The sequence below is a fragment of the Pleionea sp. WD8-19 genome (assembly GCF_055326765.1).
Genome location: NZ_JBUZOU010000004.1, coordinates 33770 through 54685 on the forward strand (window position 1 = coordinate 33770; position 20916 = coordinate 54685).

At 44.1% G+C, this 20916-nt stretch carries 21 protein-coding genes; 6 read left to right on the forward strand and 15 right to left on the reverse strand.

Annotated features, from left to right (window positions below; translation table 11 throughout):
• Nucleotides 1-134: 134 nt before the first annotated feature.
• The 6 genes from ACTUJY_RS06005 to ACTUJY_RS06030 form a co-directional block, all read right to left on the reverse strand.
• Nucleotides 135-656 (reverse strand): hypothetical protein, encoded by a 522-nt coding sequence (locus tag ACTUJY_RS06005; protein WP_463615158.1) that lies wholly within the window; start codon nucleotides 654-656, stop codon nucleotides 135-137.
• 161 nt (nucleotides 657-817) lie between these two features.
• Nucleotides 818-1096 (reverse strand): hypothetical protein, encoded by a 279-nt coding sequence (locus tag ACTUJY_RS06010; RefSeq protein WP_463615159.1) that lies wholly within the window; start codon nucleotides 1094-1096, stop codon nucleotides 818-820.
• A gap of 34 nt (nucleotides 1097-1130) precedes the next feature.
• The gene (locus tag ACTUJY_RS06015) at nucleotides 1131-1715 is read right to left on the reverse strand and encodes a hypoxanthine-guanine phosphoribosyltransferase (protein ID WP_463615160.1); all 585 of its coding nucleotides are present in this window, start codon (nucleotides 1713-1715) and stop codon (nucleotides 1131-1133) included.
• Complete coding sequence (locus ACTUJY_RS06020; protein WP_463615161.1) at nucleotides 1708-1938, reverse strand: YheV family putative zinc ribbon protein; 231 nt, start codon at nucleotides 1936-1938, stop codon at nucleotides 1708-1710. The genes ACTUJY_RS06015 and ACTUJY_RS06020 overlap by 8 nt, the downstream gene beginning before the upstream one ends.
• A 2-nt stretch (nucleotides 1939-1940) precedes the next feature.
• A complete protein-coding gene (locus ACTUJY_RS06025) occupies nucleotides 1941-3869 on the reverse strand; it encodes an ATP-binding cassette domain-containing protein (RefSeq protein WP_463615162.1) in 1929 nt (642 codons plus the stop codon).
• Nucleotides 3870-4025: 156 nt separating this feature from the next.
• Nucleotides 4026-4214 (reverse strand): hypothetical protein, encoded by a 189-nt coding sequence (locus tag ACTUJY_RS06030; RefSeq protein WP_463615163.1) that lies wholly within the window; start codon nucleotides 4212-4214, stop codon nucleotides 4026-4028.
• A 207-nt stretch (nucleotides 4215-4421) separates the two neighbouring features.
• Here ACTUJY_RS06030 and ACTUJY_RS06035 point away from each other — a divergent pair, with 207 nt between their 5' ends.
• Nucleotides 4422-5816: a Na+/H+ antiporter NhaC family protein gene (locus ACTUJY_RS06035; protein WP_463615164.1), complete on the forward strand. Its 1395-nt coding sequence runs from the start codon at nucleotides 4422-4424 to the stop codon at nucleotides 5814-5816.
• A 20-nt stretch (nucleotides 5817-5836) separates the two neighbouring features.
• On the opposite strand, the gene ACTUJY_RS06040 is transcribed toward ACTUJY_RS06035, so the two are convergent.
• Entirely contained in the window at nucleotides 5837-6085 is a 249-nt protein-coding gene (locus ACTUJY_RS06040) for an accessory factor UbiK family protein (protein WP_463615165.1), read from the reverse strand.
• Between the two features lie 50 nt (nucleotides 6086-6135).
• Here ACTUJY_RS06040 and ACTUJY_RS06045 point away from each other — a divergent pair, with 50 nt between their 5' ends.
• The 5 genes from ACTUJY_RS06045 to ACTUJY_RS06065 all read left to right on the forward strand — a co-directional run bounded on the left by ACTUJY_RS06045 (nucleotide 6136) and on the right by ACTUJY_RS06065 (nucleotide 10861).
• Nucleotides 6136-6630, forward strand: coding sequence for a DUF4124 domain-containing protein (locus tag ACTUJY_RS06045; protein ID WP_463615166.1), 495 nt, complete (start codon nucleotides 6136-6138; stop codon nucleotides 6628-6630).
• A 15-nt stretch (nucleotides 6631-6645) separates the two neighbouring features.
• Complete coding sequence (speA, locus tag ACTUJY_RS06050; RefSeq protein ID WP_463615167.1) at nucleotides 6646-8532, forward strand: biosynthetic arginine decarboxylase; 1887 nt, start codon at nucleotides 6646-6648, stop codon at nucleotides 8530-8532.
• A 117-nt stretch (nucleotides 8533-8649) separates the two neighbouring features.
• Nucleotides 8650-8880, forward strand: coding sequence for a DUF6489 family protein (locus ACTUJY_RS06055; RefSeq protein WP_463615168.1), 231 nt, complete (start codon nucleotides 8650-8652; stop codon nucleotides 8878-8880).
• A gap of 12 nt (nucleotides 8881-8892) precedes the next feature.
• Nucleotides 8893-9810: an acyltransferase gene (locus ACTUJY_RS06060; RefSeq protein WP_463615169.1), complete on the forward strand. Its 918-nt coding sequence runs from the start codon at nucleotides 8893-8895 to the stop codon at nucleotides 9808-9810.
• Between the two features lie 292 nt (nucleotides 9811-10102).
• The gene (locus ACTUJY_RS06065; protein WP_463615170.1) at nucleotides 10103-10861 is read left to right on the forward strand and encodes a hypothetical protein; all 759 of its coding nucleotides are present in this window, start codon (nucleotides 10103-10105) and stop codon (nucleotides 10859-10861) included.
• Between the two features lie 80 nt (nucleotides 10862-10941).
• Here the strand turns inward: ACTUJY_RS06065 and ACTUJY_RS06070 are convergent, their stop codons facing one another.
• The 8 genes from ACTUJY_RS06070 to ACTUJY_RS06105 form a co-directional block, all read right to left on the reverse strand.
• Entirely contained in the window at nucleotides 10942-11091 is a 150-nt protein-coding gene (locus tag ACTUJY_RS06070) for a DUF7661 family protein (RefSeq protein ID WP_463615171.1), read from the reverse strand.
• Between the two features lie 77 nt (nucleotides 11092-11168).
• Nucleotides 11169-11549: a DUF3224 domain-containing protein gene (locus ACTUJY_RS06075; RefSeq protein WP_463615172.1), complete on the reverse strand. Its 381-nt coding sequence runs from the start codon at nucleotides 11547-11549 to the stop codon at nucleotides 11169-11171.
• A gap of 89 nt (nucleotides 11550-11638) precedes the next feature.
• A complete protein-coding gene (locus ACTUJY_RS06080; protein WP_463615173.1) occupies nucleotides 11639-12241 on the reverse strand; it encodes an MBL fold metallo-hydrolase in 603 nt (200 codons plus the stop codon).
• A gap of 62 nt (nucleotides 12242-12303) precedes the next feature.
• A complete protein-coding gene (locus ACTUJY_RS06085) occupies nucleotides 12304-14568 on the reverse strand; it encodes a hypothetical protein (protein WP_463615174.1) in 2265 nt (754 codons plus the stop codon).
• Between the two features lie 48 nt (nucleotides 14569-14616).
• Entirely contained in the window at nucleotides 14617-15060 is a 444-nt protein-coding gene (locus ACTUJY_RS06090; RefSeq protein ID WP_463615175.1) for a hypothetical protein, read from the reverse strand.
• 111 nt (nucleotides 15061-15171) lie between these two features.
• The gene (locus tag ACTUJY_RS06095; RefSeq protein ID WP_463615176.1) at nucleotides 15172-18441 is read right to left on the reverse strand and encodes a transglutaminase family protein; all 3270 of its coding nucleotides are present in this window, start codon (nucleotides 18439-18441) and stop codon (nucleotides 15172-15174) included.
• Nucleotides 18438-19403 carry an alpha-E domain-containing protein gene (locus ACTUJY_RS06100; protein ID WP_463615177.1) on the reverse strand — a complete coding sequence of 322 codons (966 nt, stop codon included), beginning with the start codon at nucleotides 19401-19403 and terminating at the stop codon, nucleotides 18438-18440. The genes ACTUJY_RS06095 and ACTUJY_RS06100 overlap by 4 nt, the downstream gene beginning before the upstream one ends.
• A complete protein-coding gene (locus ACTUJY_RS06105; RefSeq protein WP_463615178.1) occupies nucleotides 19403-20860 on the reverse strand; it encodes a circularly permuted type 2 ATP-grasp protein in 1458 nt (485 codons plus the stop codon). Before ACTUJY_RS06105 ends, ACTUJY_RS06100 begins: the two co-directional genes overlap by 1 nt.
• Nucleotides 20861-20916 lie beyond the last annotated feature (56 nt).

Sequence of the window (20916 nt, forward strand, 5' to 3'; positions counted from 1 at the left end):
CGTGCAATCCTTAACAAAATTTTTGTGAATATGTCACAATTTTTTCGATTATATAAGAATTATTGACCGCTCAACAGCGGCACAGGTCAACAAAGATACGATTTTTTAAATGTTATTGGGTATTGAACTGCATTTTATGAGGTAAAAGGCACACTGAAACTCGAAGTTTCGGCTGCCAATCGAAGTTGCGGTACACGACTTAAAAGGTATTGCTGCAACTCCATCGCTTTGTCTTTCGGAGTGTCAATCATAATCAAATAACAGCCATAACGTAATGCGTCATCAAACTGGCGCAGTCGATAATGTTGCATACGGCTACCCCACAACCCACCAATCCAGGCAAAAAGCAGCATCGGCGTTAAAATATAGGCCAACCAGCTGGAAAGCGGCAGAGGTAACAAGTGTGGATTGAAAGCCGCGTAAAAGCCAGCACCAATCACTCCTGCAATAATGCCAATTAATGCACCTTGTTCTGCCTGACGCACAACATCCGTTTTGTGCCAGCTTCGAGCAGACCGAATATTATGTTGCAGCAATCCCGATTCATCATAACTGAGCACATGATAATGCCAACTACTGTCACTGTATCGGGTAAGGCATTGCGCGGCTTGTTCGCTGGTCGCTAAATCGTCAGCTAAAAAATAAAGTCGTTTCATAAATAAAGTCACTCCCTGAAATTTTCAATTTGCGATATCAAAAGGTGTTCTTTATTTTATAGGGCGCGATGCTAACGAACTCAAGTTTTCAACCACGATCAGTTAGATCGTTTATTTGCTTAAACAATTGTTTTTATGAGCTTTATTTCAATCCCGTTGAACTACAAATACAATTTTGCCAAGGATTCAATGTAAGGTCTTACTTGATCATTTAACGGCAACTGACGGGCTTTTTCCAGAATCGATGTCAATACCCGTTGTTCATCGGCATCAACCTCACCGTCTTCCAGCGCGATGGTGATGATACGCTCCAACTCGTCCACTGAATACCGTCCGTCTTTGGCGTAGGATTTAATGGACTCCATGATCATCTTTACGTGGCTGGGAATATCTTCCAGCTGATGTTTTCTGATTTTGCTTAAGAGCTCATTGTCATTCATTTACTTTTCTCTCAACTCAGCTAACGTACCGTTTTTACAAACCTTTAACGGCGAAAATCCCTGGTGCATTTCGCCAATACTCTTTGTAATCCATGCCGTAGCCAAACACGTAACGATCCGGAACCGTTAAACCAACATAGTCCGCCTGATAATCCGGATCCGCTTTACGATCATGCCGCTTTTCAACGAGGACCGCCGAATACACTTGACTGGCTCCCTGTGCTCGGATCGCCTTTAAAATGGCCAACAGTGTATGACCTTCATCAAGAATATCGTCCACCACCAAAACTTCGCGCCCACCAAAATGGAGTTGCGGCAAGGCTTTCCAATGTAACTCACCGCCGCTGGTAGCACCGCGATATCGCGTTGCATGGCAATAATCAACCTGCAAAGGAAAATCGAGTTGCGCCAACAACTGACCAGCGAAAACCATACCGCCATTCATGATGGTCAATACGATTGGATTTTTATCGGCCAATGACTGGTTTATTTTACCGGCCATGGAGGAAATCGCCTGATCCACCTGTGGCTTTTCAAAAAGACAGTCGGCCTCACTCAAAACCCGACGCAATAGGGCTTGATCTGGACCTTGATCGTTTTCTTTTTCATTGCTATTCATTTTTTTCGGATCCATCTTTAATGGTGAGCCATTGGATCATGTTATCAGATTTTCTGGGAGCGGCCGAAGGCGAAACTGGCTCATCGCCATTTGCTAACATTTCCTGCTGATAGCCACACTTCACACACTCAAACATTTTGCTATTGTTTTCTGTGTACATCACCAAGGTATCCATCGCATCACACGTGGGGCAAGTCGCTCCAGCAATAAAGCGCTTTCGCATAGCTAAATCCCACCTCGCATGGCTTGTTCTGCTTGCTGCGTTTGCATTTCTAACGCTTCTTGCTGTTCAAACCACTGTAACTCCACATCCTGCAAACGACTTTTCAACTCACTTTGCCGATTCAGTAATTGACTCAGCTCACCCTTTCGCTCGGGTTGGTACAAATCATTGTCGGTCATTGCTTGCTCAATGTCGCTCAATTCACTTTGTATTTTGCTCATCAAATCTTCCGTTTTTTGCAGCTTCTTTTTCAAAGGGGCCAGTTGCTGCCGAATTTTAGCTTCAATCTGCTTCTGCTGCTTGCGATCAATAGCTGGGTTCGCTGAAGATTCGCCACCGCGCTCATTATCCTGCTTACCCCAACGGTTTTGACGCAACCATTGATGATAAGTCTGTGTATCTCCAGAAAAAGGTTGCACCTGACCACTGTCTATCAGGTAAAGTTCATCCACGGTAGCATCAAGCAAAAAGCGATCATGTGAGATCAACACCACCGCCCCAGAAAAGTTTTGTATTGCCAATGTTAATGCGTCGCGCATTTCCATATCCAGGTGATTGGTTGGCTCATCCAGTAAAATCAGGTTTGGCTTTTGATAGATCATCAAGGCCAATACCAGTCGAGCCTTTTCGCCTCCTGAAAACTGTTTTACCGCATCAAACACCTTATCTCCGTGAAACGCATAACCACCAAGGTAATTCCTTACCTCTTGTTCGGTTAGGCTTGGATCCAGAGCTTGCATTTGGTCAAAGGCGCTCTGTTCGCCGTTCAGTTGTTCTAGCTGATGCTGCGCAAAATAACCAATATGTAAGTGTTTACTTGCTTCACGCAATCCATCAGTTTCGACTTCGCTGTTAGCAATCGTTTTTAACAGTGTGGATTTACCTGCACCGTTTCGCCCCAGTAGGCCAATACGGCTGTCGCAACGGATAGAGAGGTTAATATCGTTCAGTATCGGTTGCGCTCCATATCCGGAATGCATATTTTCAAATCGCAATAGTGGATCCGGCTTATGTTTTGGCTCAAAAAAATCAAACGATAAACTTTCACGTACGCTGACATTTTCTACCGTTGCCATTCGCTCCAAAGCCTTTACCCGACTCTGCGCCTGCTTGGCTTTACTCGCCTTGGCTTTAAAGCGATCGATAAACGACTGCAGATGCTTAATTTTTGCTTGCTGCTTTTCAAATTGTTTCGCCTGCAAATTCTGTTGCTCGGCGCGTGTTTTTAAAAACTGACTGTAGTTGCCACTGTAACAATGGATCTGGCCGCTATCGAAATGCATCACTCGGGTAACCAGTGCATCAAGAAAGTCACGGTCATGCGAAATCACCAGTAAAGTTCCAGCATACGATCGTAAATAAGATTCGAGCCAAAAAACAGCATCAAGATCCAGGTGGTTGGTGGGTTCATCAAGCAGCATCAAGTCAGATGGTTGAATCAATGCCTGTGCCAGATTAAGTCGAACTCGCCACCCACCTGACAACTCGGAAACCAGAACCCGCATTTGTTGTTCACTAAAGCCTAACCCGTACAACAAACGCGCTGCTCGCGACTCTGCATCGTAAGCGCCCAAAGTTTCCAACTGGTGATGCGCTTCGGCAATGGCTTCACCGTCATTTTTTTGTTCCGCGAGTTGAAGCAATTTTTGCGAGCGCCTTAACGCTTGATCACCGTCGAGCACGTAATCCAGAGCGGTTTGCGCTATGCCTGGTGTTTCCTGCTTTACGTGAGCAATGCGCAACTTTTCAGACATCACCAGTTCGCCGGAATCGCAGTGCAACTCTTTGAGGATGAGTTGAAATAGGGTTGACTTACCACAGCCATTGGCGCCGACAATGCCAATTTTTTCACCATTGAATAAAGTGGTATCAAAATCCCGCACCAGTGTCTGAGCACCGCGCGAATAACTAATCTGGTTAAATGTGATCATTGAGTCTTCGGTTTTATGCGTTTAGTTTAACAAACGCAGAATGTGTAAGTTGGGGAATAGTAAAGCGATGGCCGCTTATTGTAGGGAGTTCAGAGAGAATTTACAAAATGAAAAAACCCACTCGTTCCTTGTGTGGGCTGTGGAGAGAGAAAAAAGCTAGCTGGATGGTGCTGCTTTGTGATCGTTTGTTTCGTTAACCACTTCACCATCTACTACATTACCGGACTTTTTCGTATTATTTTTGGACGACCACTCCGTCACTTTCGCTTTGCATTTATCGAACAATTCTTTCCAAAATTCATGGAAAGCCGCACCCAACACAATACCTATAATCAATTCCAACATGAGTTTCTCCTGTGTTTTAACCCTGTGTCGATACACTTAAAGCGAAACACATGCCAATAGGTATCTTATTGTTTTTATTGCATTTATATTAGGTTGAAAGCGTTACTTTGGCTGACTCTACCAAAATGTAGTGAATTTGAAACTTGCATACTGACGCGATCCGATTAGTATCGAGCCTCACAAACAGAAAGAATAAAGAGAATAACCATGCAATGGTGGACCCTATTACCGCCGGTGTTGGCAATCATCATCGCGGTTTGGAAAAAAGAAGTGATCTTGGCCTTATTAATCGCCATTTTCAGTGCTGAACTCTTATTAGCAAACTTTCATCCCGGTGTTGGTTTTATTACCACTATTGAACGACTGGTGTCGGTGTTGGGCGACGCTGGAAATACTCGGATTTTATTATTCAGTTTATTGGTTGGCGCATTATTAACCTTGATCCAGAAGTCTGGCGGTGTCTCCGCTTTTGTTCATTGGATCAGCCACAAGGGTCTGGCCAATACGCCGCGAAAAGTCGGTTTATTGCCAACGATGATGGGCATATTTATTTTTATCGAAACCAACCTAAGCGTACTCACTTCAGGAATTCTGTCGCGCAACTTATTTGACCGGTTCAATATGAGTCGCGAGCGATTGGCTTACATCATCGACTCCACGTGCGCACCGGTTTCTGTACTGATTGTAATGAACGCCTGGGGAGCTTATATCCTGGGCTTGATAGGAGACTTTTCAGAAGAGCAAAGCAATGCTGTACTGTTGGGCTCGCTTGGCCTTAACTTTTACGCGTTGCTAACACTGGCGTTGGTGTTCTATACCGTACTGAGTAATCGGGTGCATGGCCCGATGAAGCACAGTGAACAAAAGCTGGTTGATAACGCATTGGAAGTTATGGAGCCGCCAAGCAAAAAGCGTTTTATGTTGCTTCCACTAGCGACCATGATTATCGGTATTGTGTTTTTTATGTGGTTTACCGGCCGCCAAAGCTTACTCAGTAATGGCGTAATGTCTTTCGGCTTTGGAGATGCCTTATTAAAAGGTTCCGGTTCTCGCTCGGTACTTTGGGCGACCTTCAGCGCCTTGTTGGTCGCTTATCTGCTTCTCAAGCTGCAACATGGCGAAAAACACAAAGTGCTGATCCAGTGGGGTTTCGAAGGCATGAGTAAGTTACTAGGCCTAGTGACAACGGTATTGCTCGCATTATCTCTGGGAGCCAGTATGAAAGCGTTAGGGACGGGTGATTTTGTCGCACAAATGATCAGTGAAAACTTACCTTTGGTCTTAGTAACGCCGCTGCTGTTTTTGGCTGCCAGCGTTATTTCGTTTACGACAGGCACTTCCTGGGGCACTTTTGGGATCTTGATTCCAATAGGTATGCCCATTGCGCACACACTGGGGATTCCACCGGAATTAATTTTGGCCGCAATTCTGGGCGGTGGCGTTTTTGGTGACCACTGCTCACCGATTTCGGATACCACCATTGTCTCGTCACTGGCAGCTGGTTGCGACCACCTGGATCATGTCAAAACCCAGCTACCCTACGCACTGACGGCCGGTGGAACAACTTTATTACTCTATTTGTTTGCTGGATTTATGATTTGATAACAACGATATTGCAGAGCTTATTGTGATAATTTTTGTTCCAGTTCAGCCACTTGCGCTTCAAGCTCGGTTAACTTCTGCCGGGTTTTCTGCAAAACCTTAGTTTGAACGTCAAATTCATCACGCGTGACCAAATCCATTTTACCCAGTTGACTCTGCAATAATTGCTTAAATTGGGTCTGCATTTGGTGGTGCATATTTTTCATTTCCGGTGGAATTAATTGTGACAATTTCACCGCCAGATCATCTATAATCTTCGCATCTATCATCTTTCACCTAAGGGTCGAATTGCAATGGCCCACACTATAACCGAAGAGCTATGAATTTCAATCAAAGGAACCTTTTTTCGCTGGTTATCTGCTTGCTATTACTACCGGCAATGTCCGAGGCCAAAATTTACAAATGGGTGGATGAAAACGGCAAAGTTCATTACAGTGATAAACCACCTACCGATCAGCAATCGGTCAACACTGTGGATATCGAACACCCCAAAGTAACACCCAGTGAAGATGACGGAGCAAACCACAAACCTCAGGTTTCTGCACAAGAACGTATTCGTAAAGCCAATCAATGGATAAACGCCACACGCCAAAAGCAGCAACAAGAAGCAGCGGAAAAAGCACAAGCGGAATCTGATAAGAAAGAGCGTGAGCACCAATGCAAAATTGCTCGCCGTGAATTGCAGGATTTCGAGCGTTCGCAAGCCATTTACGATTACAACGAAAAAGGCGAACGCATTTACCTGGACGATTCTCAACGCGAGAAATTTTTGTCGGACCTGCGAAACGCCATTACCAAAAACTGTCAACCCTAACTACAGAGAACCTTAATGTCAGAGCAAACCCGTACCGCACTGGATAATTACAACATTCCACTTTGGAGTGATGGTTTTTTCGACATCGATCAAGATGGCGATCTGGTTGTGATATCCAAGGATCAACAGCAAACACATGCACACAAAATCCATCGCATTGTTGAAAAGTTGAATCTCGATGAAAAGCCGCTACCTGTATTGATTCGCTTCGGTAATATTTTACGCGAACGCTTCGACCACATTGCCGATGCATTCACTCACGCAATTGACGAACACCAGTATCAAAACCGTTACACCTGTGTGTATCCGATAAAAGTGAACCAACAACGAGCCGTGGTGAATGAATTAGCACAACACGGTGGTGCACGCTTTGGCTTGGAATCGGGTAGCAAACCAGAATTAATGGCCGTACTCGGTACCAACATGCCAAAAGACAGCATGGTCATTTGTAACGGTTACAAAGATCGTGAATATATACGAACCGCTTTAATCGGTCAGAAAATGGGACGCCGTGTTTTCTTGGTCGTGGAAAAAATGCACGAATTAAAGCTGATCTTGGAAGAAGCAGAAAAAATGGAGATTGATCCCATACTGGGAGTACGGGTTCGTATGTATGCGATCAGTAAGGGCAACTGGCAAGACACTGGCGGCGAAAAATCCAAGTTTGGATTGTCACCGAGCCAATTATTAAAGTTGCTCGGTATGCTCGAAGAACACGGCAAAAGTCACTGCCTAAAACTGCTACATTGCCATTTGGGCTCACAAATTTCCAGCATCACCGACATCCGTAAAGGTGTTAAAGAATGCGCTCGTTATTTTGTTGAGCTTAAGCGTATGGGGCTTCCGGTCGAGGTAATTGATGTCGGTGGTGGCCTAGGTGTCGATTATGAAGGCACACAGTCGCCGTCTTATTACTCCATCAATTACTCGGTACAGGAGTACGCCAACACCGTGGTTCAAACCATTTTTGAAGCTCTGGAAGAACAGCAAATGCCACACCCGGAAATTGTCACTGAGTCAGGCCGTGCACTCACGGCACATCATGCGGTATTAGTAACCAATATGTTTGATCGTGAACAAGCTCCGGGGCTAGGCGAACCGGAAGAAGTCACAGATAAAGACACCAATGTACTCCAAAACCTGTGGCGTCATTATCAGAATGTTAATGCCGACAACGCGATCGAAGCCTATCACTCGGCGGTCTTTTATCTGAACGAAGCACTGATGCTATACACCCACGAGTCACTAACGCTTGAAGAATGGGCCCGCAGTGAACAGCTATACTTTGCCATTTGCCGCAAAATTCGACCGTTATTGGATCATTCCATTTCTGGCCACGAAGACATACTCACTGAACTGGATAACAAACTGGCACATAAACTGTTTTGTAACTTCAGCTTATTTCAATCATTGCCTGATGCCTGGGGTGTGTCGCAGATTTTTCCGGTTGTCCCTATCACTCATTTAAACAAACCACTCGACAGCCGTGGTATTATCAAGGACATCACCTGCGACTCAGACGGCCGTATTGAACGCTATGTCAATGGACAAAGTATCGAACGCAGCTTATTGTTACCCACTGTAGACGATGATGAGTCTCCGCTGATCGGTATTTTTCTGGTTGGTGCTTATCAAGAAATTCTTGGTGATTTGCACAACCTGTTTGGAGACACTCATTCGGTGCATATTGATCTTAAAGGTAATGGCGAGTTCGTCGAAAAAGAGCACACCGAAGGTGATACCGTAGCAGAGGTTTTATCCATCGTTCACTTCGATGAAAAACTGCTATCACAACAATACGAACAACAACTTGCCAATGCTGAATTGCCCGCCGATTTACAACAGAGCTATCTTGATGAACTCACTTCCGGCTTGCAAGGCTACACTTACCTCGAAGATTGAGGTAAGTCTCCTCAATTTGGTATAGGCTTCCAATGACTAAAGCCGATCACTGGTTATCGGCTTTTAACTTCAGTTTTTTATTCCAAGTTGAGGTTAAGTAAACAACAGGAAAAAACAATGAAAGTACAATTTGAAATAGACGCAACACCGGAAGAGTGGAGACGTTTTTTCGGTATGCCCGATGTCAGTGAAGTCCACGAAGAGTTGCTAAAACAGGCTAAAGAGCAAATGCAGTCAGCCGACTTTAATGCCGCAGAGATGATGCAGAATTTCATGCCCGACGACTTTAAAAAAATGGCTGATCTGCAAAAAAAATTCTGGGAAAACCTGTTTAATCAAAAGTCTTAAGAGTTCCTCCTTATGTCTGTATTTATTCGCCACATAATTGGCGTTATTGGGTTTGTATTGTTCACGACTAACACCCTTTTCTGGATCATCCCGATATTGTTGTTATCTTTATTAAAGTTATTGATTCCCATTGTGGCGGTTCGCCGGTTAATCAGCGCGATGCTGAATCATTGCGCTAGCTTCTGGATCAGTATCAACAGTTTCATGGCGCAATTTCACTGTAGAATAAATGTCACCTGGCCTAAAGATACCGAGTTTTCTACCGAGCATTGGTACTTGGTCATTGCCAATCATCAATCTTGGGTCGACATTTATGTGCTCCAAAAAATCTTTAACCGTAAAATTCCTTTTTTAAAGTTTTTTCTTAAAAAAGAGCTTATTTTTGTGCCTCTGTTAGGCATGGCTTGGTGGGCACTGGATTTTCCTTTTATGAAGCGGCATTCCAAATCGTATTTAAAAAAATACCCGCACAAAAAGGGTCAAGACTTAAAAACCACACAAGCCGCGTGCGAAAAATTCAAACACATTCCCATTTCCGTGATGAATTTTGTTGAAGGCACACGATTTACTGCGGCGAAAGCGCAAAGACAAAACACACCATATCAACATCTACTAAAACCTAAATCAGGTGGTATTGGAACGGTACTCTCCATCTTAGGGGAACAGATGCATACCGTAGTCGACGTCACTATTCATTATCCTGATGGCATTCCCAGCTTTTGGGACTTTCTTTGCGGCAAAATCAACAACATCGATGTTAAAGTGAACGTATTCGAAATCGATGCGCATTTGATAGGCGATATGACGACGAATGAGACGCGAATTAAGGTACAAAACTGGCTCAACGATATCTGGCAGGCAAAAGATCGCTATTTACAGCAGCAAAAAGCCCCTCAGAAATCCGCACCAGAGTTGGTAAAATCACCCTAAATACTGCTTTTTAAAGAAACTTTTACAGAACACTTATAAAAAGACGTCTTTAATAGCTCGTCGAAGTGAATCCAGCAGGAATTAGGGTATTTTTTTAGATTTTGTATAATCGGCAGATAAGAATAATTTTTTGTCGGTAATTCAAAACGTTACATGTAAATAATTCAGAATCAATCCCTCGTGATTTAACGAATAATGCGATTGTTTTGCTTATTTTTTCAACTTTTCTAGATATTTTTCCACTTTTCTTGTATTATGCCGCGCAAAATTTAAGCAGTAGAGGAGACAGCTATTGGAACAAGCAAGCATTGAAGTTCAACTCCAGGTGTGGAAAGAATTAGCCATCAGCAAACAGGTCCTGATGCAAACCGCCGCCAAAGGTCTGGGCTTACCTGAAGAATACACCACCGAAGAGCTTGAAGCCGCTCTTAACAATACCATCAACCTGGCCAACAATGCCGAAGCTGAAATTAAAGCAGCTCAAGACAAAGCCGAAAAGGCGATTGCCGACATGCAGGCCAAGGTAGAAGCCAGTGAAAAAGCCACTCAAGCCGCTTTAGCAGCAAAAGAGCAAGCCGAAAGTGAAAAAGAAATCGCTGAACAGTCCATGGTTGCTAATAAATCACAAACCGGTGATGAGCTTAAAAAAGTAAAGTCGCAACTGGCAGAGAAGCAAAAAGAAATTAAGCAAATCACAAAAATTTTGGCCGATACGCCAGAAAATGTTGTGAAAAAAATGAAAGCGCTAAAAAAGGAAAAAATGGACGAAGCCAAAGCGCGTAAACAAGCCGAAGACTTAAGCAAAAAGCTGCGTAAAGAAAAGCAGACCGCTGAAGCCACGGTGAAAGAACAAAAGGAGCTTTTGGAAAAGGCCAACGAATTGGCTAAAGAACATCGAGAGCTGAACACATTGGCAAACGAGCAATACAATCAGTTAGCCGAATCAGCCGAAGATAAAGACGCTTTAACCAAAGTACCAGCGCTGAATGAAGAACTGCTGGAGCTACTTGAAAAAGCAGCTGAAGAAAAAGAGAAAAAAGCTAAGAAGTAATCGCGCTTTCCTCTATCGCAAAAACCCGTCTTAAATGACGGGTTTTTTATTGCAGCCCAAATACCCGTTAATTCTTCAATTTAGAATTGGACAACACGACCGTTTTCATCCGTCGCATACTCGTGGTAAATATCCGCAAGATAGTTTGCAATCCCACCTTCATCCAAATCATCAGGAATAATTATGTCGTGAACCAATGTTTTCAACCCAGATGGTGACTCCTGAAACAATAACCATCGCTCCTACTGTCGTCGAACAGCAAATCGCTTACCATACACTTCGACTCGTAACCATTCGCTCATGACGATTACTGCGGTAGAGTATATTTAAACGTATAAAAGTGTTTGCTCTCTTTAATATCGATAACCAATTGCCCGCTCAATCCAATTAATTCATCAGTGCCGGAACCCGGGATCACACTGATGTCTTGATGTTGCTGACCTTTATCCATCACACCTTTGTGTAGTAAAACAAATTGGCCTTGTTTCCCGTTTAACGTAGCCTGTACTTTTTCAATGGCCACATAACCTGCCGAGCCTTCTACCGAAGTTCGATGACTCAGCATTTGTCCTGTCGCAGCGCCCGCCAAGTCGCCGCTGTATGTTTTATCAAGCGTAAAGCGTCCGGCTTCAAAAGACTGATCCTGTTGTGGCTGCAAGCTAACTTCAAATGTACCTTTTGCGATCATATAATTTTCCTGTCCTAAATCTGTTTTTTGTTGAGCTGCGAAAACATTTATTACTATGCTCACTGCGAAAATCACGCATAATATTTTGTTCATAGTGATTGATCGACCAATAACTTAATACTTTGATGAGCATTTTGAAAAATTGGCCAACCGTCGCCAGGCAACACCGCTTCCAAATGATTCAGTACGACAAATCGGCGAATGGATTGAACGGCCGCTGTTTTATCGTTTAATTTTGCATTGGGCAACAAGCACAATTTTCCGGCTTGGTGGCAACGAATCAGATCGCCAGTTACCAGCACTTTATCGTCAATTAAAAAAGCCAACTCTCCGGGTGTTTTCGACCCTTCTAATTCATAAACAGTTAAACCATCAATAATCTCGTCACCTTCACCAATCCATTGATCACATGGATAAGGAAACGAACGTTTCTCTGCTTTCGGCCCCAACACTTTTGCATCAGTAATTTTCGCTAACGATTCAGCGTCTCGAACATGATCAGAATTTGTTAGTAAAATATATTTAACACCACCTAATGCTTGAAGATGTTCCAGATCGTGTAATGAAATTGACAATGGATCGAAAACCACATTGCCTTTTGGGTGTATCCATAAGTAACTGTGAAAGTCGATATTTCGCTCCGGATTAAACTCACTCCAGCAATAAAAATTATCGGATTGACATTGTTTCATAAATAACGTCTTCTATTTAATATTATAGAAATAAACCATTGCTAGTATAAAAACTATTTGCATTATAGAACTTCTTCAACCCATACGTTTCGTAGAACGATTGTATTATTTGGCTTAGTTTTTTTATTTGTGCGATAGATAGCTATACGAATATATTCAACATCACTTCGATCTACCTTAAATGTAGAGCTGTCGGTTGTTACATAATTAAACTCTTTTGTTAGTTCGGTGCCCCATGCAACGCCATTTATATCTTTGGACTCAACAAGTTGGTGCAGTTTATTGTATGCAAGGTATTTAACACCGATTTCACTTTCTTCATTTGCTAACTCTTTTGCTTCAACATAAACTTTATATTCCATATATGGGCTAAAAGTAACTCCATAATTAATATAATAATAAGAGTTCAAATAAATCTCACTAGAAACATCCTCAAGCCAAGCATCATGAATTGTGAGTTCCCCTACTTTATTCTGATGATAAAAGTATATTCTTGCTTTATCAGCTATTGATGAGGAAATAACAAACTCATTACTCACTATATCAATGATTGAAGCACTAAGAGTTGTTTCACTTATACCTATATCTGAAGATATTGTTTGTTCTCCATTATTATAGCCAAACACTCTTGCTTGAAATGTTGCCCCACCGTTTCCACTAACCGACACATGTAATTTATACTTTCTGTCTAGAGTGAACTCTCGCTCCTTAAACAAACCATTAATTACATAATCACCACTACCTCTTAGCGGGCTTGAAGGAAATACTATTCTTTGGTTAGTATAGTCATAATTAGAGTTTGTAGGTAATCTTCCATTAATTTTAAAAGTAGAACTAATTCCTGATAGTCTCCTAATTTTTTCTATACTTTTTTCTGAACCCTTAAAAAGTACTAGACCATCACCTGGCTCAATTTCTACTATATCTTTTGCTCTATATTGTCTTCCTGTCGCAACATCATAAATGCCATCCCCATCCTCGCTTATTGTGACTGTAGTATTTTCCATTATAGGCGGAAAGTCACTTAGACTTAACTCTCCTTTATTATCAAATATAAATGAAGACCCAGTATCCACTCTAGTATGAGTAGATATTTTTTTGTTAACAACTACAAATAGCTTACCATCCGTTATTTCTTCAATATCTAATGACTTCGAGACTATCATCGAGTCCTTATTCATCAAAATTGTATCATCCGATTTTGGATTATTTGTTCTATTGAAGATCCAGCCAAATTTCTGAAGTTTTCTAATTGTGTCAGCATATTCAAAAAGTGTCCTATGACCTCTATTGTCGGGTCCAATCATATTAAATATTTTTACACTATTAGTGCCAAGTTCATCTAATACATTGGCACTCCATGCCATTATTCCATGGCTACTATTAGCAATACTTAGCCAAATCTGAGCACGAATAGAATATTTCGGAGCATAATACAAAAACCCATCAAGAGCATCATCATATTGGCTCGCAGATTCGTTCCACATTAAATGTGAATTACCTGAAATAATTGAAAAAAAAGCTTGAGGCTCAAGTTTTTCTTTTCTAAAAGAGTAAACGTCGTGCGGTGAATTACTAAATAAATTAAGCGCTCGATTAGGGTTAAACAATATACCTGAATCTCGCGACATAAAATATCGATCTGTTCCTGTTAGTTTTGGTACATTTTTTTCGTAACCAGTATAATTGTTTTTGATAAATCTTGCTGTTCCACTATAGTTATGCAATAAGAAAAATGGAGCAACTTCTCCTCCAAGTTGCATTACATTATAATTTATTTTTTCATAGTAGTTCATTAAGTAACTCATTATTACAGGGTCGTCAACCGGCTCTTCCTTAATGCTAAATGCTAAAATATCGATATTTTTTTTCTGCAATGAATATATTTTAGTAGCCGCATATTGCGCACCATTTTCACATTCATCTGTACACCAATTACCTTCGGAAATATCATAATAACTAGGTCTAAAGTACGCACTTCCAATTTGCCATATAATTTGTAAATTGTGTTTTCGAGCTAAGCTTATAAACTTTTCAATATTTTCTTCATCGGTTCCCGAGCTATCACTAAGCCTAATATCATCTACATGAATTAAGTTTATACCTAATTGTGATAGCCATCTAAAATGTGCATTTAAGCTTACTTCGTCCCATCCTTCACCTCCAATCGGTTTATAAATATAAACACCAGACAAAAACATTTCTCCATTACCTTTGGGAGACTCAATTCTGAATTTAGCTTTATCCAATGTAGTTGCAAAGCTACTCATAGAAATAATTAATATAATTAAAAATCTAAATATTGGTTTAAACCCCAGGTCAGTCATATTTATTTTTCCCAAATTTTAAATTCGTTCGTATTTTGTAAATTGCTATTATTTTACATAAATACCACTGAACAATGTATCGAAACTGTAAATCAATAGAATATCCGCTCGTAATCGAGCCGAGGCTTTTCGCAAAGTCGATAATTCAGTTAAGTCAAATGGTAATATCAAGCGGTTGAGAGGTGCTATTGCGCGAATTTGTGGTAACTGTGTTAATTGTTCAAAGTCTTGTTCGCTTTCCACTTCGCGTGTTGTCACTACACTGAAACGACCTTGTCCGTAACTGCTTACATTCAAGTTTTGATAGCCCGAAGACTGTATGCGTACGACAGCAATGTTAGCCGGAAAACGTACAGCGGGTTGCTTTGCCATTAAGTCATTAATGCCTTCATCAGACAGTTGACTCAAATGCACCGAACCACCGGGAGTGGTGTAAGTGGTTGAACAAGCACCTAAGTAAAAAATCAGCAGGATTAAAAAGATTCGAAACACCAGCTTTTACTCTTTAAGATTGAGAATGCGTAAGAGTTTATCGAACTTGATGTCACGAATTGTCATGAAATGGTCACGGTTATAATTTCAAACCATGACTTAAGGGGGCTTTTATTGAATGGATTTACACCAGCGCAAATCCAGAGTCAGTGGCATCGCCGGGTTAGGTGTTTCTACTTTAATAATGAACGTACCAGGTGTATGCCCGAATGGTTTGAACAAGGATTCACGCCGACTTTGTGCCGTGCGTGCGTTGACCGGGAAACTTTCATAACTTCGGCCACCGGGATGAACAACATGCCAGGTACAGCCACCGATACTGCGACCCGACCAGGTATCGACAATATCAAACACTAACGGCCCATCAACTGGCAGTGTTGGGTGCAAACAAGACGGCGGTTGCCACGCTCGATAGCGAACACCGGCCACATACTCCCCGGGTTGTCCCGTGGGTGTAAATGGAATCACGCGTTGATTGCAGGTAACTTGAAATCGTCCCGGAATGAAATTATTCACCTGAACCTGTAACCGCTCCAAAGAGGAATCAACGTATCGTGCAGTGCCGCTACGGGTGGTTTCTTCACCCAAAGTTAGCCAGGGTTCCAATGAACGACGCAAGCCGAGTTTAATATCGCGATAACACACCTCACCCAATTGCGGGCAGCGAAATTCCAGATGCGGCGCAAACCAAGCGTACTGAAAAGGCATACCCGCCTGGTTCAAATCATCGATGACTTGTCGCAAGTCCTGTTCCAAGTAATGCGGTAGCATATAACGGTCGTGCAATGCGTTGCCCCAGGGTGTGAGCGGCTTTGTATAGGGCTCCCGCCAGAACCAGCCGATCAAACCACGCAATAATAATTGCTGCACCAGGCTCATGCGTGGATGCGGCGGCATCTCGAAGGAACGAAACTCCACCAAACCTAAACGTCCACTGCTGCTGTCGGGTGAATAGAGTTTATCGATGCAGATTTCAGCTCGATGGGTGTTCCCGGTAATATCGGTAAGTAAATGCCGCAATACGCGATCAACGTGCCACAATGGAACGGCTTCGCCCTGTTTGGGCAATTGTTGAAGTGCAATTTCCAGTTCATACAACTGATCATCTCGCGCTTCATCCACTCGTGGCGCCTGACTGGTTGGGCCAATAAACTGGCTGGCGAACAGATACGACAGCGCTGGATGATGTTGCCAATAACGCAGCAGGCTGCCCAGCAGATCCGGGCGCCTTAAAAACGGGCTGTCAGCAGGCGTTGCCCCCCCCAAAACCAGATGATTACCGCCACCAGTACCCACATGACGTCCATCCAGATCAAACTTTTCGGTACCCAGTCTACAGCGATGAGCGGCCTCATACAGTTTATAGGTCTGATTGCAAAGGGCTTCCCATGTCGACGCTGGATGAATATTCACTTCGATCACGCCAGGATCCGGGGCTACACATATTTGCTGCAAACGATGATCGAACGGTGGCGGATAACCTTCTATCTGAACCGGTAATTGCAGCGCTTCGCTTGCCTGATTTACCGCCGTGATCAATTGCAAGTAAGCTTCGGCATCAGGCAATGGTGGTAAAAACACACCGAGCGAATCTTTCCTTGCCTCAACACACAGCGCAGTATAAATGATATTACTATTCACAATCCTTGAATTGTCTTCAGATATTGCTCCACGTTGCTGCAATACCGGGTCGGCAGGCATTAATGGCATTAATTTGGGGAAAGGCGTTCGAGGCGCCATAGGATCCTGCTCAAACCAGGGCGGCTGCTCCGCATCACATACTCCCGCCAAGCTTTGCAAAGGCAGGCGCAGCCCCAAGGGTGAATCACCCGGTATCAGCAGTAACCGCTCACTTCGTGTTGCCCAACGACAGCTTTTCCAGGCTCGACCTTGCCAGGGCTGCAGTGGTAAAACAAAGCCGGTAGGCTGATTAAGCCCACGTTGCAAAGCTGCCATTAGCTGTCCTCTCTCACTACCCTCTTCTAACCGGGGATCGTTTTCTTGCCAATCCATCGGTAGCTGTTGTTCCTGATGCAAACAGTGCCAGGGATCTTCGTAAGCCGCAGTGACGTGTTCGGGATTGGCCCCAAGCATCTGGGCAACATTTATCAGCAACTGTTCACCCTGATGTACATCGACAGGTTTGCTTGCCTCTGTCTCTCGCCAAACCGGTTCACCGTCGCAGCGCCAGTAAATATAATCGGCCCAGCGCGGCAGCGGTTCACCGGGATACCACTTGCCCTGCCCTTTAATCACTACCGCTTCAGGAGCGAATGCCTGCTTCAGTTCCTGTACCAATTGACTGGCTCGCTCTCGTTTTTCTTCTCCCAACGCTGCCGTATTCCACTCTTCAGCATCCATATTATCCACGGCAACAAAGGTCGGCTCGCCGCCCATGGTCAGTCGCACATCGTCGTTTTGCAGTCGTTTATCGATCGATTGGCCTAATGCATCAATTTCCGCCCAAACGTTATCGCTGTAGGGTAAAGTTACGCGCGGTGATTCTTTAATACGCATCACCGACATCTGATGCTCAAATTGCGCTTCGCACACATCGGTTGTGCCCGTGATAGGCGCAGCGCTAACAGGACTGGGGGACGCAGCAAGTGGAATATGACCTTCTGCAGCAAATAGCCCGGATGTAGGGTCTAAACCGACCCACCCAGCTCCGGGCAAATACACTTCGCACCAGGCGTGTAAATCGGTGAAATCCTGCTCCGGCCCGGCGGGTCCTTCCAGTGGTTTATTATCCGACTTAAGTTGAATTAAATATCCCGAGGTAAAGCGCGTGGCAAAACCCAAATACCTTAACAATTGTACCAATAGCCAAGCGCTGTCACGACAGGAGCCGGACTGTTTTTCCAACGTTTGCGTGGGTGTTTGTACACCCGGCTCCAACCGGATCAAGTAAGCGATGTGTTCCTGTAATTGATGATTCACTTGGAATAAAAATGGGATCACTTCTCCGGGCGTGCGATCAATCGTCGATAAATACTTCTTAAACACTTCAGAGGCTGGCAGCTTTTCAAAAAAAGGCGCCAGCTCTTTGGCCAACTCCGACGAATATTGGAAAGGATAGTTTTCGGCAGATTCTTCAACGAAAAAATCAAACGGATTGTACGGCGTCAGCTCCGCTACCAAATCCACTGTTACATCAAAGTATTCAACTTTATTCGGAAACACCACACGCGCCTGCCAGTTACCAAACGGATCCTGCAACCAGTTTAAAAAATGCGGTTCCGGAGTAACCTTTAATGAATAGCTGACAATAGGTGTTCGGTTATGTGGTGCTGGCCGCAGTCGAATCACCTGTGGCGAGTGCGATACTTTTTGATCGTAGCGATATCGTGACTGATGATTCAGTGCCACCTGCAGCGTCATGATTGTGCCACCGCTTTGGGCTTTTCTGACACTTTGGCGAGCGGCAAAAAGTAAGTCTGTTCAATCGCTTTATGAATTTCTGCGGCAGCATCCTGCAAATCGTCCACCAGCTTAGCCAATCGTTGGCCATTCAAATTCACCGGATCCGCATCTTGCACCAACCTTCGTGCACGTACGGTTAAACGCAAGCTAACTTCACTGCGTGGCAGTTCAATCAGATCGTTTTCTACCGACACCAGACAATGATGGTATGAGCGCGGAAAACTCGTATCCTGCAACAGAAAATGCAACACTTCGGCGCGTCGAACACGCATCTGCATCCGTCGTCGATACATCTGATAAGCACTGAGCGAATGCAACACACTCATCCACTGAATGTTTTCAAACGGGGTGAGTTCAATGGGCTCTTGTAACAAGCTGGCGCAGCGCACTCCCAGTATCCGCGTAGTCATATCGGCACGCTCCAAATTTCGTCCGCAACGTAACAACCGATAGCCGTGATCGTGGTTCAGAGTTCCGGCCAACATTCCAGTGAGGAGTTGCGCACCGGCGATCACATCGTTTAAAAACTGATAGCGTGTACGTTGCGACAATCCCGCAGCAGGATCGCTTTTAACCTCTAAGTACAAGTTGTTGATCTGCTCCCAAGACTCGCGCGGAATATAATCGCGAATAGTACGAGCATTTTCCCGAGCGTACCCTAACGCGCTCACAATCGAGCCGGGATAAGATTCATCGGCAATCAAAAAGCGCACCGCATTGGTTTGCGTGTATTCGCTATAGCGATCTTTAAACTGTGTTTCGCCACCCGATATGGAAATAAGCGGGCGCCAACCCGGCGACATACCGCGTGGCAAATCTAATAGCAAGTGAGTGTTCACCTTGATTAAACGCGCTGTATTTTCAGCACGCTCAACATAGCGAGCCATCCAATACAGTGATTCAGCAACTCGCGATAACATCAGGAATTTCCTTGCATATCCACTATCCAGGTGTCTTTACTGCCACCTCCCTGAGACGAATTAACAACCAAAGACCCTTTACGTAAGGCCACTCGTGTCAAACCGCCAGTGGTGGTTTGAATGTTTTGTCCGGAAAGAATAAAAGGACGCAGATCAACATGCCTCGGTTCTACCTGGTTACGAATAAACGTCGGTACGGTTGAAAGCGCCAGAGCTGGCTGCGCGACAAAGTTGCGACCGTCTTTTTTAATATGCTCGGCCATCGCCTCTCGCTCTTTTCGAGTTGCGTGAGGACCAATCAGCATGCCATACCCTCCCGACTCATTTGCCGGCTTAACGACTAACTTATCGAGATTTTTCAGCACATGATCTCTCTGCTTCTTATCCATGCACAAGAAAGTCGGCACTTGATCCAGTAGCGGCTCTTCATCCAGATAAAACCGGATCATTTCGGGTACAAATGCGTAAACGACCTTGTCATCGGCAACTCCGGCACCGGGTGCATTGGCAAGCGCTACTTTGCCTTTTTTCCAGGCTCGTACCAGCCCAGGAACGCCTAACATTGAGTCTTTACGAAACACTTCTGGATCCAAAAATAAATCGTCGATACGTCGATAAATTACGTCCACTCGGGTTAACCCTTCCACCGCACGCATGTATACACAATCGTCTTCGGCCACCACCAGATCGCGCCCTTCTACCAACTCCGCGCCCATTTGATGCGCTAAATAAGCGTGCTCAAAATAGGCCGAGTTATAGATGCCCGGCGTAAGCACAACCACCTGAGGGTAATCCGCCGGTCGAGGTGAAATACAGGCTAATGTATCGAACAGTTGAGCGGGATAATCGTCGACCGGCAATATGCTGTAAGCTTCAAACAGTTCTGGAAACACCCGTTTCATGACCATTCGATTTTCGAGCATATAAGACACACCTGACGGAACCCGTAAATTGTCTTCCAGCACGCGAATCACGCCGTCTGCTCCACGCACCAGGTCAGACCCGCAAATATGCGCCCATATGCCCAGCGGAGGGTTGATACCCCGACATTCCGCACGATAATTGGAAGAGCTGGCTAACACTTCTTTGGGGATCACCTTTTCTTTGATGATGCGCTGATCGTGATAAATATCATCAATAAAACGATTCAATGCGGTGACACGTTGCTTTAATCCAGCTTCAACTTTGTTCCATTCTCGTTTATCGATTACTCGAGGAATAATATCAAAGGGCCAAGCTCGATCGATGGAACCATCGCCTTCACTGTATACCGTAAAAGTAATGCCCATAACCCGTATCGCTAGCTCAGCTGCCGATTTTCGTTCTTGCCACTCGTCGTCGCTGAGATCTTGTAAATGACGACACAAGGCGCGTGCGTATTGCCGCGGGCGTCGTTTCTCGGTTAGTAATTCGTCGTGTGTGTGGCTACTCGGATAATGCTTCCATTGTACCGACATAAGGAGGATCCAAATTTATTGTGCTATGTTGTAATCAAAGTGTAGAACATACCGAA

What these genes read in the sequence shown, in the direction of transcription:
- ACTUJY_RS06005 (WP_463615158.1), bottom strand. Translation starts at nt 656, where the DNA reads ATGAAACGACTTTATTTTTTAGCTGACGATTTAGCGACCAGCGAACAA.
- ACTUJY_RS06010 (WP_463615159.1), bottom strand. Translation starts at nt 1,096, where the DNA reads ATGAATGACAATGAGCTCTTAAGCAAAATCAGAAAACATCAGCTGGAA.
- ACTUJY_RS06015 (WP_463615160.1), bottom strand. Translation starts at nt 1,715, where the DNA reads ATGAATAGCAATGAAAAAGAAAACGATCAAGGTCCAGATCAAGCCCTA.
- ACTUJY_RS06020 (WP_463615161.1), bottom strand. Translation starts at nt 1,938, where the DNA reads ATGCGAAAGCGCTTTATTGCTGGAGCGACTTGCCCCACGTGTGATGCG.
- ACTUJY_RS06025 (WP_463615162.1), bottom strand. Translation starts at nt 3,869, where the DNA reads ATGATCACATTTAACCAGATTAGTTATTCGCGCGGTGCTCAGACACTG.
- ACTUJY_RS06030 (WP_463615163.1), bottom strand. Translation starts at nt 4,214, where the DNA reads ATGTTGGAATTGATTATAGGTATTGTGTTGGGTGCGGCTTTCCATGAA.
- ACTUJY_RS06035 (WP_463615164.1), top strand. Translation starts at nt 4,422, where the DNA reads ATGCAATGGTGGACCCTATTACCGCCGGTGTTGGCAATCATCATCGCG.
- ACTUJY_RS06040 (WP_463615165.1), bottom strand. Translation starts at nt 6,085, where the DNA reads ATGATAGATGCGAAGATTATAGATGATCTGGCGGTGAAATTGTCACAA.
- ACTUJY_RS06045 (WP_463615166.1), top strand. Translation starts at nt 6,136, where the DNA reads ATGAATTTCAATCAAAGGAACCTTTTTTCGCTGGTTATCTGCTTGCTA.
- speA (WP_463615167.1), top strand. Translation starts at nt 6,646, where the DNA reads ATGTCAGAGCAAACCCGTACCGCACTGGATAATTACAACATTCCACTT.
- ACTUJY_RS06055 (WP_463615168.1), top strand. Translation starts at nt 8,650, where the DNA reads ATGAAAGTACAATTTGAAATAGACGCAACACCGGAAGAGTGGAGACGT.
- ACTUJY_RS06060 (WP_463615169.1), top strand. Translation starts at nt 8,893, where the DNA reads ATGTCTGTATTTATTCGCCACATAATTGGCGTTATTGGGTTTGTATTG.
- ACTUJY_RS06075 (WP_463615172.1), bottom strand. Translation starts at nt 11,549, where the DNA reads ATGATCGCAAAAGGTACATTTGAAGTTAGCTTGCAGCCACAACAGGAT.
- ACTUJY_RS06080 (WP_463615173.1), bottom strand. Translation starts at nt 12,241, where the DNA reads ATGAAACAATGTCAATCCGATAATTTTTATTGCTGGAGTGAGTTTAAT.
- ACTUJY_RS06085 (WP_463615174.1), bottom strand. Translation starts at nt 14,568, where the DNA reads ATGACTGACCTGGGGTTTAAACCAATATTTAGATTTTTAATTATATTA.
- ACTUJY_RS06095 (WP_463615176.1), bottom strand. Translation starts at nt 18,441, where the DNA reads ATGACGCTGCAGGTGGCACTGAATCATCAGTCACGATATCGCTACGAT.
- ACTUJY_RS06100 (WP_463615177.1), bottom strand. Translation starts at nt 19,403, where the DNA reads ATGTTATCGCGAGTTGCTGAATCACTGTATTGGATGGCTCGCTATGTT.
- ACTUJY_RS06105 (WP_463615178.1), bottom strand. Translation starts at nt 20,860, where the DNA reads ATGTCGGTACAATGGAAGCATTATCCGAGTAGCCACACACACGACGAA.